Origin of the sequence: Paracoccus aerius, assembly GCF_014656455.1 — a bacterium.
In the GTDB taxonomy this organism is placed as follows: domain Bacteria; phylum Pseudomonadota; class Alphaproteobacteria; order Rhodobacterales; family Rhodobacteraceae; genus Paracoccus; species Paracoccus aerius.
The window spans coordinates 265,282-277,718 of sequence record NZ_BNCL01000004.1; the positions used below are offsets into that span (position 1 = coordinate 265,282).

At 67.2% G+C, this 12,437-nt stretch carries 11 protein-coding genes; 4 read left to right on the forward strand and 7 right to left on the reverse strand.

The window, feature by feature from the left end; genetic code table 11:
• Nucleotides 1–36: 36 nt before the first annotated feature.
• The 3 genes from IE224_RS07315 to gltX form a co-directional block, all read right to left on the reverse strand.
• On the reverse strand, nucleotides 37–687 hold the full coding sequence (locus IE224_RS07315; RefSeq protein WP_191309088.1) for an SDR family NAD(P)-dependent oxidoreductase: 651 nt from the start codon (nucleotides 685–687) through the stop codon (nucleotides 37–39).
• Nucleotides 688–777: 90 nt separating this feature from the next.
• The gene (locus IE224_RS07320; RefSeq protein WP_167623070.1) at nucleotides 778–2,070 is read right to left on the reverse strand and encodes a citrate synthase; all 1,293 of its coding nucleotides are present in this window, start codon (nucleotides 2,068–2,070) and stop codon (nucleotides 778–780) included.
• A 90-nt stretch (nucleotides 2,071–2,160) separates the two neighbouring features.
• A complete protein-coding gene (gltX, locus tag IE224_RS07325; protein WP_191309090.1) occupies nucleotides 2,161–3,567 on the reverse strand; it encodes a glutamate--tRNA ligase in 1,407 nt (468 codons plus the stop codon).
• Nucleotides 3,568–3,669: 102 nt separating this feature from the next.
• Between gltX and IE224_RS07330 the strand changes: the two genes are divergently transcribed.
• Nucleotides 3,670–5,838 (forward strand): ComEC/Rec2 family competence protein, encoded by a 2,169-nt coding sequence (locus IE224_RS07330; RefSeq protein WP_191309092.1) that lies wholly within the window; start codon nucleotides 3,670–3,672, stop codon nucleotides 5,836–5,838.
• 9 nt (nucleotides 5,839–5,847) lie between these two features.
• Here the strand turns inward: IE224_RS07330 and IE224_RS07335 are convergent, their stop codons facing one another.
• Genes IE224_RS07335 through smpB form a run of 3 tightly spaced genes read right to left on the reverse strand, consistent with a single transcriptional unit; the run spans nucleotide 5,848 to nucleotide 8,414 of the window.
• On the reverse strand, nucleotides 5,848–7,029 hold the full coding sequence (locus tag IE224_RS07335; RefSeq protein ID WP_191309094.1) for an amino acid aminotransferase: 1,182 nt from the start codon (nucleotides 7,027–7,029) through the stop codon (nucleotides 5,848–5,850).
• Nucleotides 7,030–7,884, reverse strand: coding sequence for a 3-mercaptopyruvate sulfurtransferase (sseA, locus tag IE224_RS07340; protein ID WP_191309096.1), 855 nt, complete (start codon nucleotides 7,882–7,884; stop codon nucleotides 7,030–7,032). It lies immediately after the preceding gene.
• A gap of 59 nt (nucleotides 7,885–7,943) precedes the next feature.
• A complete protein-coding gene (smpB, locus tag IE224_RS07345; RefSeq protein ID WP_191309098.1) occupies nucleotides 7,944–8,414 on the reverse strand; it encodes an SsrA-binding protein SmpB in 471 nt (156 codons plus the stop codon).
• A gap of 106 nt (nucleotides 8,415–8,520) precedes the next feature.
• Between smpB and IE224_RS07350 the strand changes: the two genes are divergently transcribed.
• From IE224_RS07350 to IE224_RS07360, 3 genes are all read left to right on the forward strand, one after another.
• Nucleotides 8,521–9,510 carry a P1 family peptidase gene (locus IE224_RS07350; protein WP_191309100.1) on the forward strand — a complete coding sequence of 330 codons (990 nt, stop codon included), beginning with the start codon at nucleotides 8,521–8,523 and terminating at the stop codon, nucleotides 9,508–9,510.
• Between the two features lie 217 nt (nucleotides 9,511–9,727).
• A complete protein-coding gene (locus IE224_RS07355; protein ID WP_191309102.1) occupies nucleotides 9,728–11,200 on the forward strand; it encodes an NAD-dependent succinate-semialdehyde dehydrogenase in 1,473 nt (490 codons plus the stop codon).
• Nucleotides 11,201–11,311: 111 nt separating this feature from the next.
• Entirely contained in the window at nucleotides 11,312–11,566 is a 255-nt protein-coding gene (locus IE224_RS07360) for a GlsB/YeaQ/YmgE family stress response membrane protein (protein ID WP_167623078.1), read from the forward strand.
• A 76-nt stretch (nucleotides 11,567–11,642) separates the two neighbouring features.
• On the opposite strand, the gene IE224_RS07365 is transcribed toward IE224_RS07360, so the two are convergent.
• The gene (locus IE224_RS07365) at nucleotides 11,643–12,386 is read right to left on the reverse strand and encodes a DUF1013 domain-containing protein (protein ID WP_191309103.1); all 744 of its coding nucleotides are present in this window, start codon (nucleotides 12,384–12,386) and stop codon (nucleotides 11,643–11,645) included.
• Nucleotides 12,387–12,437: the final 51 nt, after the last annotated feature.

Below are 12,437 nucleotides of genomic sequence, written 5' to 3' on the forward strand. Positions count from 1 at the left end.
GGGCGAAGCGCCCCCCGGCCGCCGCGGGACGCGAACCTAAAGCGCGCTCAGGATCCGCGCCGCCTCGTCCCTGCAGGGGGTCAGCGCCGCCCGATCCTCGCCCGGGAAGAACCGGGCGCGGACTGCGGTGGGCATGGGCGCGGGTTCGGCGATGACCACGCGCGGTCCGACCGAGGCAGCCTCGGCCTGCCAGCTGCGGGCAAGCGCGATCTGGCCTGCCTTGGTTGCGCCATAGGCGCCAAAGAACTTCTGCCCCGCGCGCGCATCGTCAAAGAACAGCGCGGTGCCTGAGCGGGTGCGCAGCAGCGGCTCCAGCAGGGCGATCAGCCCGCGCGTCACGTCCATGTTGACCAGCACCGACCTGGCCCAGTCCTTGCCGTCCACATGGGGCGCGGGGGCCAGCGGGGCAGCGTGGATCGCCGCATGGGCCCACAGATCCAGCCCGCCCCAGCGGCCCAGGACAGCCTCGGCCAGTTGCTGCATCGCCGGGGCTTCGGCCACGTCCATGGGCGCCAGCGTCGCGCTGCCGCCCGCTTGGCGGATGCGGTCGTCCAGTTCCTCCAGCGCGCCGACCGTCCGGGCCACCGCCAGGACGTGATAACCGCGGCCTGCCAGATCCTCGGCCAGGGCCGCGCCAAGACCGCGCGAGGCGCCCGTCACCAATGCGATTTTCTGTGTCTCTGTCATGGCTGATCCCTTGCCACTGGCCCCGCGCATCTGCAAGGCCCGCCATGCAAAAGGGCCCCCGAAGGGGCCCCTGCGAACTGTCGCGGCAGATCAGCGCGCCTTGACCTCGACATAGTCGCGCTTGTCCGCGCCCACGTAAAGCTGGCGCGGGCGGCCGATCTTGTTCTGCGGGTCGCCGATCATTTCCTTCCACTGCGCGATCCAGCCCACCGTGCGGGACAGCGCGAAGATCGGCGTGAACATGGACGTCGGGAAGCCCATCGCTTCAAGGATGATGCCCGAATAGAAATCGACGTTCGGATACAGCTTCTTCTCGATGAAGTACTCGTCCTCGAGCGCGATCTTCTCAAGCTCCTTGGCGACCTGCAGCGTGGGGTTGTTGTGGATGCCCAGCAGCTCCAGCACCTCGTCGGCGGATTCCTTCATGACCTTCGCGCGCGGGTCGAAGTTCTTGTAGACCCGGTGGCCGAAGCCCATCAGCTTGAAGGGATCGGACTTGTCCTTGGCGCGGGCGATGAACTCGGGGATGCGGTCGACGGTGCCGATCTCGCGCAGCATCTCCAGGCAGGCCTGGTTGGCGCCGCCATGGGCCGGACCCCAAAGGCAGGCGATGCCCGCCGCGATGCAGGCAAAGGGATTGGCGCCCGACGACCCGGCCAGACGCACGGTCGAGGTCGAGGCGTTCTGTTCGTGATCCGCGTGCAGCGTGAAGATGCGGTCCATCGCACGGGCCAGGGCCGGATCGACGTTGTATTTCTCGGCCGGGACCGAGAAGCACATGTGCAGGAAGTTGCTGGCGTAATCCAGTTCGTTCTGCGGATACACGAAAGGCTGGCCGATCGAGTACTTATAGGCCATCGCCGCAATGGTCGGCACCTTGGCGATCAGCCGGATCGCGGCGACCTCGCGCTGCCAGGGATCGTTGATGTCGGTCGAATCGTGGTAGAAGGCCGACATCGCGCCGATCACGCCCACCATGGTGGCCATCGGATGCGCGTCGCGGCGGAAGCCCCGGAAGAAGTTGTGCATCTGCTCGTGCACCATCGTGTGACGGGTCACGCGATGCTCGAAATCCTCCATCTGCTCGGCAGTTGGCAGTTCGCCGTAAAGCAGCAGGTAGCAGACTTCCAGGTAATGCGACTTGGCCGCCAGCTGCTCGATCGGATAGCCGCGATACCACAGCTCTCCCTTGTCGCCATCGATAAAGGTGATGGTCGAATCGCAGCTTGCGGTCGAGGTGAAGCCGGGGTCATAGGTGAAGACGTCCGCCTGCCCGTAGAGCTTGCGGATGTCCAGGACATCCGGTCCCTGCGTGGGGCTGAGGATCGGCAGCTCGTATTCGGCGTCGTTGATCTTGAGAGTGGCGTTCTTTCCGTCGGCCATCCAAAGCGTCCTTTCCGGCTGGGCCGGGCCGACCTCTGCGTTCGCGGTGCGACTGCGCGCGGGGCGACCCTGGCAAGTGAGGGCAGGCCGTCAGCCTGCCAAATCCGTCTGGTCCTGAAGCCGGGCCAGCGATTCCTCGCGGCCTAGCGCCGTCATCATGTCAAACACACTGGGAGACGTCGTCCGGCCGGCCAGCGCGGATCTCAGGGGAGCCGCCAATTTGCCCAACCCGACGCCGTTTTCCTCGGCAACCCGCTTGGCCGCCTGCTCCAGCTCGTCTCGCGACCAGCTACCATGCTGCAGTGCGGCAGTCAATGTGGTCAGCATACCACGGGATACCGTATCAAGCGCCTTGGCGGCCTTGTTGTCGATCTCGACCGGGCGCTCGATCAGCGCGAAACGGGCTTGGTCCAGCAATTGCGGCAGCGTTTTCGCCTTTTCCTTCAGGGCAGGCAGCGCAGGGACGATCCGGTCCCTTTGACGCTGCGTCAAGGCGGGTGCCCCGGTCTCGGCCAGGAACAGGTCCAGGGCGGCCATCAGGTCGTCATCGGACATGGCGCCGATATGGTGGCCGCTGACATGTTCCAGCTTCTTGAAGTCCAGCCGGGCGGGGGCGCGGTTGATGCCAGACAGGTCGAACCATTCGCGGGCCTGGGCATCGTCGAACAACTCGTCATCGCCATGGCTCCAGCCAAGACGCGCCAGATAGTTGCGCATCGCCACCGCCGGATAGCCGAGTGCCGCGAATTCGTGCAGGCCCACCGCGCCGTGGCGTTTTGACAGCTTCTTGCCGTCCTCGCCGTGGATCAGGGGGATATGGGCGAAGACCGGGCGCGGCCAGCCCATCGCGTCGAAGATCTGCACCTGGCGGAAGCTGTTTGTCAGGTGGTCGTCGCCCCGGATTACATGGGTGACGCCCATGTCGTGGTCATCCACCACCACCGCCAGCATATAGGTTGGCGTCCCGTCCGACCGCAGGATGATCATGTCGTCCAGCTGGTCATTGCCCACGCGGACCGTGCCCTGGACCGCGTCCTCGATCACCGTCTCGCCGTCGCGCGGCGCGCGCAGGCGGATGGCGAAGGGCGCATCGGGCAGGTCGGTGGCATCACGCCAGGGGCTCTGGAACGGCTGGCGCGGGTTTGCCTCGCGCCATTGGGCGATCTCCTCGGGGGTCGAGAAGCACTTGTAGGCCGTGCCGCTGGCCAGCATCTGGCGCGCCACCTCGGCATGGCGGTCCTTGCGCTCGAACTGGCTGATCGGCTCGCCGTCCCAGTCGAGGCCCAGCCAGGTCAGGCCCTTCAGGATCGCCTCGGTCGCCTCGGGGGTAGAGCGGGCGCGGTCGGTATCCTCGATCCGCAGCAGGAACTTGCCGCCCCGGCCGCGCGCATAAAGCCAGTTGAACAGCGCGGTGCGCGCCCCGCCGATATGCAGGTATCCGGTGGGGGACGGGGCAAAGCGGGTGACGATGTTCGTCGCGGCGGCAGGGTCGGACATGGCGGCGGCTTCCTTGGGTCGATGCGGGCATTAACGCTTTGGTAAGCTGTCCATGCCATCCTTGGACCGCAGGAATAGAGAAGCCGTTGCGAAAGGACAAGAATGGCCGCCGGGGGCGAGATCACGGCACTGCCGGGCTTTGCCAGCGCGCGTCCGGCCTTGCGACACGCGAGCGTGCGGCTCGCGCGGATGGCGGCTGCGCTGCGCGCGGGGTTGTTCGCCTGGGTGCCGGTCTGCCTGGCCGCCGGGATCGCGCTGTGGTTCGTCCTGCCGGTGGCGCCAGGGCGCGCGGCATGGATCATGCTGGCCCTGTCGGCGGTCGCGCTGCTGGCAGTCGGGCGGCTGGCCCTGCCCTGGGCGGAACGGGGCCGCATCGGCTGGGCCTTGGCGGATGCGATGCGGATCGGTTCGATGGCACTGCTGCTGGTGATCTTGGGCCTTGGCCTGATCGGGCTGCGGTCGGCCATGGTCGCCGCGCCGGTCATGGAATGGCGCTATTATGGCCCGGTCGAGGGGCGTTTGGTCGAGATCGACCGTTCCGCCCGCGACCGCATCCGTCTGACATTGGACCGGGTGGTCCTGCGCGACACCGCGCCCGGCCGCACGCCCACCAAGGTGCGCCTGTCGCTGATGGACCAGACAGACCCGCTGCCGCCCCTGGGCCAGCGGGTGATGCTGACCGGCCATCTTGGCCCGCCCCCGGCCCCGGCATCGCCCGGCAGCTTCGATTTCCGTTGGCTGGCATGGTTCGAAGGCCTGGGCGCTGTCGGTTACACCCGCACCCCCATCATGACCGTGGAGCCGGCATCGGGCGGTTTATGGGCCATGCACCAGGCCCGCATGGCGATCAGCCGGGCGATCCAGGACGGGATCGGCGGGCAGGAAGGCGCGGTCGCATCCGCCCTGATGACCGGCGACCGTTCGGGGATCGAGGAGGCGACGAACGAGGTGATGCGGGCCTCGAACCTGTATCACATCATCTCGATTTCCGGCCTGCACATGTCGATGCTGGCGGGCTTCGTCTACACCGCGCTGCGCATGGCCCTGGTGCTGGCGCAGGGCCTGGGCGCCCCCTTGCCGCAGGCCGTCCACAAGATCGCGGCGTTGGGCGCGCTGCTGGCCTCGGCCGCCTATCTGTGGCTGTCGGGCGGCGGCGTCGCCACGGAACGCGCCTTTATCATGGTGGCGGTGATGCTGCTGGCGATCATGGCCGACCGGCGCGCGATATCGTTGCGCACCATCGCCCTGGCCGCGACCATCATCCTGGTCTATTCGCCCGAAGCCGTGACCCATCCCGGCTTCCAGATGAGCTTCGCGGCAACCGTCGCCCTGATCCTGTCCGCCGGTCCCTGGTCAAAGGTTTCACCCCACCTGCCCTTCTGGCTGCGGCCGGTAGCCATGCTTCTGGTGTCCTCGCTTGTGGCCTCGGTCGCGACCTCGCCGCTGGCGGCGGCGCATTTCAACAGGATGGCTCAATACGGGCTTCTGGCGAATCTTCTGGTCGTGCCGGTCATGGGCGTCCTGGTGATGCCCGCGGGCGTGATCGGCGCGCTGCTGGCGCCCGTGGGGCTGGCAGGACCGGCGCTTTGGGTCATGGGGCTGGGCACCCGCTGGATGCTGCGGGTCGCGGAATGGGTGGCGGGCCTGGGGGGTGCGGTGGTGGCGCTGCCGCTGCCGCCCGCGCCGGTGATCCCGTTGATGTGCTTTGGCGCGACCCTTGCCGTGCTCTGCTGGCGTCAGGGACTGACGGCTCGGCGGCCCAGCCTGATGGGCGGGGGCTTTCTGGCGGGCATGGCGATGCTGGCGGCGTCAACGGCGATCTGGTTGACGGCTAGCCGCCCCCTGCTGCTGATCGCGCCCGAGGGCGAGGCGGTGGGGCTGATGACCCCGCTGGGAAGGGCAGTCTCCAAGCCCTCGGGCGGGGCCTTCATTGTCAGCACCTGGCTGCAAGAGGATGGCGACACGGCCACGCAGGAAGCTTCCGCCGCCCGCCCCGCCTGGCAAGGCGACAAGCGCGACCGCATGGCTGCGCTGCCGCAGGGCTGGGACATCTGGCATCTCACCGGCAAGGGCGCTGCGGATCGCGCGCCCGCCGCATGCCAGCCACGGCGGATCGTCGTGCTGTCGGAAAAGCTGCCCGCGCCTGCGGACTGGCCCTGCATCATGCTGGATCTGGGACGCCTGCGTGCCACAGGCGCCGTGACGGTGGAAATGGGCGAGGACGGCCCCGTCCTGCGCGGCGTGAACGACATGCTGCGCAGCCCGGGGTGACGCCGGGCGTCAGATCCCGGCGTCGATGATCGCGCGGGCCAGGACCGGCACCGTGTGCTGATTCAGCCCCGCGATGTTCAGCCGCGAATCGCCCACCATGTAGATCGCCGCGTCGGATTTCAGCTTGGCCACCTGCTCGGGCGTTGCCCCCAGGCGCGAGAACATGCCCCGGTGCTGGCCGATGAAATCGAAGCGGTCGCTGCCGGAGAGATCCCGCAGTTCGGATGCCAGTTGCGACCGCAGGCCCAGCATGGTGTTCCGCACCTCCTCAAGTTCGGCCGCCCAGTCGGCGCGCAGGGCGTCGTCGGTCAGGATGGTGCTGACGACGCGCGCGCCATGGTCCGGCGGGAAGGAATAGTTCTGCCGGTTCAGGAAGGCCATCGACCCCTGCGCCAGATCGCGGGCGGCGGTGTTCTCTGCCAGGGCGAACAGGATGCCGGTGCGTTCGCGGTAGATGCCGAAGTTCTTGGAACAGGACGCCGCGATCAAGACCTCGGGCAGGCGCTGCGCGATCATGCGGGTGGCGGCCGCGTCTTCCTCCAGCCCGTCGCCGAAGCCCTGATAGGCCAGGTCGATCAGCGGGATCGCGCCGGATTTTTCCAGAATCGCCGCGACCTCGTCCCACTGTTCCATGGACAGGTTCGCCCCGGTCGGGTTGTGACAGCAGCCGTGCAGCAGAACGATGTCTCCCTTGCCTGCACGGGCAATGTCGGCTTTCAGCCCGTCGAAATCCACGCCCCGCGTTTCCGCGTCGAAATAGCGGTATTCGACGAAGGGCAGGCCCATGAACTTCATGATCGACAGGTGATTGGGCCAAGTCGGATTGGACACATAGACCGTCGCCCCCGGATTGGCGAGCCGCGCCAGTTCCAGCGCCTGCCGGATCGCGCCGGTGCCGCCGACGGTCGCAAGGGACGCCAGCCGGTCGCCCGGCACGTCCTTCAGCACCATCCGCGCCATGGCGTTGCGGTATTCGGGTTCGCCCGCAAGCCCCGTATAGGCCTTGGTGGTCTGTGTTTCCCAGATCCGCTGTTCCGCCGCCTTGACCGCCCGCATGACCGGCGTCACCCCCTGGGGGTCCTTGTAGACGCCGACGCCCAGGTCGATCTTGCCCTGGCGGGTGTCGGCCTTGAACTCCTCGATCAGCTTCAGGATCGAATCGGGGGCTTGGGGTTTCAGGTTCGACAGCATTCAGGCGTCTCCGGTTGCGAGGGGCAGGTCCGGGAAGCTGCCCCATTCGGTCCAGCTTCCGTCGTAAAGCGAGTGGTTGCGGTGCCCGATCCGTTCCAGCGCAAGCGCCAGGACGGCGGCGGTGATGCCGCTGCCGCAACTGGTGATGACGGGCTGCTTCAGATCGACGCCGGCGGCTTTGAATTCGGCCCGCAGGGCCTCGGGCGCCTTCATGGTGCCGTCAGCGTTCAGCAGCCGCCCGAAGGGGACGTTGCGCGCGCCGGGGATATGGCCGGACCGCAGGCCGGGGCGCGGCTCGGGCGCCTCGCCGCGGAACCGTTCGGGCGCACGGGCATCGACGATCTGGTGATCGCCCAGCTTGCTGGCCAAGGCCACCTGCGTCACGTCGCGCACCAACCCCGCCTGACGCTGCACGGTGATGTGACGGTCGCGCAGGATCGGGGCCATGTCCTCGACCGGGCGGCCCTCGGCCTGCCACTTGGCGAAGCCGCCATCCAGCACGGCGACATCGGTCTTGCCCATCAGGCGGAAGGTCCACCAGACCCGCGCGGCGCTGCGCACGTCGGAATTGTCATAGACCACGACTTGGTGCCCGTCGCCCACGCCCATCGCCCGCATCCGGGAAATGAACATCTCGACCGGCGGGGCCATGTGCGGCAGGGCACTGCGCTTGTCGCTGATCGCATCGATGTCGAAAAAGCGCGCGCCAGGGATATGGGCGGTGTCATATTCGGCCCGCGCATCGCGGCCCGTGGCCGGCATGTGCCAGCTTGCATCCAGGATGCGCAGGTCGGGATCGTTCAGATGCGCCGCCAGCCATTCGGTCGAGACCAGCGTTTTCGGATCGTCCTGCATGGCCCCCTCCGCCTTGGTGCGGGCCTGATCTACAGGGGGCCGGTCCCCCTTGCAATGGCCTAGCCCTGCTTCAGCAGCCGCTGCTTTTGCCGGTTCCAGTCGCGCTTGGCGTCGGTTTCGCGCTTGTCGTGGTTCTTCTTGCCCTTGGCCACGCCGATCTTCAGCTTCACGATGCCGCGGTGGTTGAAATACATCACCAGCGGGACCAGCGTCATCCCCTCGCGGCCGATGGCCTGCCACAGCCGCGCCAGTTCCTTGCGGCTGACCAGCAGCTTGCGCTTGCGGCGTTCCTCGTGCCCGAAGACTCCGGCCTGCTTGTAGGCGGCGATATAGCCGTTGATCAGCCAAAGCTCTCCGTCCTCGACCGAGGCATAGCTTTCAGCGATGTTGGACTGGCCGGTGCGCAGGGACTTCACCTCGGACCCGGTCAGGACGATGCCGACCTCGAGATCTCTTTCGATGAAGTAATCAAAGCGCGCCCGCCGGTTCTCGGCGATGATCTTGTAGTTCTTGTCGGGATCCTGGGCCATGACGGGGATAGATAGGCAGCGGCAGGGGGCGTGTAAAGGTCGGGAAATCGCCGTTGCCCCAAGGCAGACGTCAGCCTTACCAATGGCGGCAACCGAAAGGACCGCCATGATCCCCGCGCCCCGCAACCTTGTGACCGACATTCCTGGCCTGCGCGTTGGCAACGCCGCCGATCCGCGCCTGAAATCGGGCGTCACCGTGCTGACCGCCGATGCGCCCTTTGCGGCGGCGGTTCATGTCATGGGCGGCGCGCCCGGCACACGTGAAACCGACCTTCTGGCCCCGGACAAGCTGGTGTCCCGGGTCGATGCGCTTGTGCTGTCGGGCGGGTCGGGTTTCGGTCTGGCCGCCTGCGACGGGGTGATGGCGGGCCTGGCTGCTGCGGGGCGTGGCTTTGCCGTCGGCGCGGCACGGGTGCCGATCGTGCCGGGCGCGATCATCTTCGACCTGCTGAACGGCGGGGACAAGGCGTGGGCCGGCAACCCCTATCCTGCGCTTGGCAGGCAGGCTTATGACCAGGCGGCGGCGGATTTCGCCATCGGCACGGCGGGGGCGGGAACCGGGGCCAGCACGGGCAACCTGAAGGGCGGGCTGGGGTCCGCCTCGGCGCGGCTGTCGAACGGGGTGACGGTAGGCGCGCTTGTGGTGGTCAACGCGCTTGGGCAGGCGACGGTGGGGGAAACCCGAAACTTCTGGGCCGCGCCCTGGGAACTGGACGGCGAATTCGGCGGCCTCGGCCTGCCGTCGGCATTTCCCGCCGCCGATGAACCTGCGCCGGTGAAACGCCTGGGCGAGGCGACCACCATCGCCATTGTCGCCACCGACGCGGCCCTGGACAAGGCGGGCCTGCAGCGGCTGGCGATTGCCGCCCATGACGGCATGGCCCGTGCGCTTGTGCCCAGCCACACGCCATTCGATGGGGATCTGGTCTTTGCCGTCTCGACCGGGGCGAAGCCGCTGGCCGATCCGGTGGCCGATCCCTTCCTGCTGGGGCACGCCGCCGCGTCCTGCCTGGCCCGTGCCATAGCGCGAGGCGTCCATGCCGCCACACCCGCACCGGGCGACCTGCAACCCTGCTGGAGCAGCCTTCGGGCATGAAAAAGGGCGGTGCGCGACCGGCGCACCGCCCCATGTCAGAGAGAGGGTCGCCAAGAGGGAAGGCTTAGCGATACCGTTCCAACGCGGCCGCGCGCATTTGGTTCACGGGTTTCGCCCTGGGCGCGACTTTTTTCCGATACCCTGCAATGCGCCGCCCCCGCTTTGACATCCCCATGCCCACGTGCTGATCTTGGGCAACCGATACGGAGCCAGCCCCATGACCAAGCATTCGACCGACCTGAAGACCCTGTTGCGCGATCCGTCGCTGCTGGAAACCCGCGCCTTTGTCGCCGGCGAATGGGTCGAGGCGCGGGACGGCGCCACCTTCGACGTGACGAACCCCGCCCGCGGCGACGTGATCGCCAAGGTGGCCGACATGGACCGCCAGGACGCCGCCCGCGCCATCGAGGCCGCGGCCGGGGCGATGAAGGGCTGGGCCGCGCGCACGGCCAAGGACCGTGCAGGCGTGATGCGCAAGTGGTTCGACCTGATGATGCAGAACCAGGACGACCTGGCCCGCATCCTGACCGCCGAGATGGGCAAGCCCTTCCCCGAGGCCAAGGGCGAGATCGCCTATGGCGCCAGCTTCATCGAATGGTTCGGCGAGGAAGCCAAGCGCGTCTATGGCGAAACCATCCCCGGCCACATGCCCGACAAGCGCCTGACCGTGCTGCGCCAGCCGATCGGCGTGGTGGGCAGCATCACGCCCTGGAACTTTCCCAACGCGATGATCGCCCGCAAGGTCGCCCCTGCCCTGGCCGCAGGCTGCGGCTTCGTCGCCCGCCCGGCGGCGGAAACCCCGCTGTCTGCGCTTGCCATGGCGGTGCTTGGCGAACGTGCGGGCCTGCCCAAGGGCATCCTGTCGGTGGTCACCTCGTCGCGGTCCTCCGACATCGGCAAGGAGTTCTGCGAGAACCCGCTGGTGCGCAAGCTGACCTTCACCGGCTCGACCGAGGTGGGGCGGATCCTGCTGCGCCAGGCCGCCGACCAGGTGATGAAATGCAGCATGGAACTGGGCGGAAACGCGCCCTTCATCGTCTTCGACGATGCCGACCTGGATGCGGCGGTGGAGGGCGCGATGGCATCGAAGTTCCGCAACAACGGCCAGACCTGCGTTTGCGCCAACCGCATCTATGTCCAGGCGGGCGTCTATGACGCTTTCGCGCAGAAGCTTGCGGCGGCTGTCGACAAGCTGCGCGTGGGCGACGGGCTTGAGGACGGCGTGACCACCGGCCCGCTGATCAACCAGGACGCCGTGGAAAAGGTCGAGGAACATATCCGCGACGTGCTGGACGGCGGCGGCCAGGTCGTCACCGGGGGCGAACGGATGGAGGGGCTGTTCTTCAAGCCCACCGTCGTCACCGGCGTCACCGACCGCATGAAGGTCGCGACCGAGGAAACCTTCGGCCCCCTGGCCCCCTTGTTCCGGTTCGAGACCGAGGAGGAAGTCATTGCCAAGGCCAATGACACGATCTTCGGGCTGGCCTCCTACTTCTATGCGCGCGACATCGGCCGCATCACCCGCGTCCAGGAAGCCCTGGAATACGGCATCGTGGGCGTGAACACCGGCATCATCTCGACCGAAGTGGCGCCGTTTGGCGGGGTCAAGCAGTCGGGCCTGGGTCGCGAGGGCAGCCGGCACGGCATGGACGACTATCTCGAGCTGAAATACGTCTGCCTGTCGGTGTGACATTTTCCACATAAGTTCCACGGCTTGCGGAACGCAATGCGTCCTGCCGGCATTGAATGGGCAAGACCCTGGTCGTCGTGATGTGCCGGGTCATCATGGAAAGGGAAAGTCATGGAAGGTTTTGGCTGGATTCTGTCGATCATCCTGGGCGCGATCGCGGGCTGGATCGCCGAAAAGATCATGAAGAGCGACCACGGTCTTCTGATGAACATCATCCTGGGCATCGTTGGCGCACTTCTGGGCAACTGGTTGGCCCGCGCCATCTTCGGCACCACCGCCGGCGGCGCGATCGGCCAGTTGGTCATCGCCGTGATCGGTGCCTGCATCCTGATTGCGATCGGGCGCTTCATCCGCCGCAAGACCTGAACCCGGTCCGGATGAAAGAAGAAAAGGCCGGTGCGCATCGACGCACCGGCCCTTTTTCATGCGGCCCTGGGCGGGATCAGCGGTCCCCGTCCTCGTCCTCGTCCCGATCGGGCAGGTTGAAGAAGCTGTCGGCATCCAGGTCGGGCTCGGCCTCCTTCGGCTCGTCCCGCGTCAGCGAGAAGTTCTCGAGCCCAGCCATCGACGAGGGCAGGCGCGGCTCGTCGCTCATCGACAGCGAGGTTTCGGTGCTGACCAGCTTGCGGCGTTCGTCGTCGGTCATCACCTCGCCATTGGCGGCGGCCTTCTTGGCGGCTTTCTGGACGGCGGCGTCCAGTTCGGTCTGGCGGCACAGGCCCAGGGCGACCGGGTCGATCGGCTGCATGTTCTGGATGTTCCAGTGGGTCCGCTCGCGGATAGACGCGATCGTGGGCTTGGTGGTGCCCACCAGCTTGGCAATGGCCGCGTCCGGCAGCTCGGGATGGAACTTCACCAGCCACAGGATGGCGTTCGGCCGGTCCTGGCGCTTGGACAGGGGCGTATAACGCGGGCCGCGGCGCTTTTCCTCGCCCTCGGCGGCGGGGTTGTGCTTCAGGCGCAGCTTGTAGGTCGGGCTAGCCTCACCCTTGCGGATCTCCTCGGGGTCAAGCTGGTGGGACGCGACAGGGTCATAGCCCTTGACGCCCGCCGCGACGTCGCCGTCGGCGATGCCCTGCACTTCCAACTCGTGCAGGCCGCAAAAGTCTCCGATCTGCTTGAAGCTCAGCGTGGTATTGTCCACCAGCCAGACGGCGGTCGCCTTGGCCATCAGCGGCTTGCTCATGTCAATCTCCTTCGCATGTCTGCCCCGAACAGCAGGTCTCAGACCGGTAAA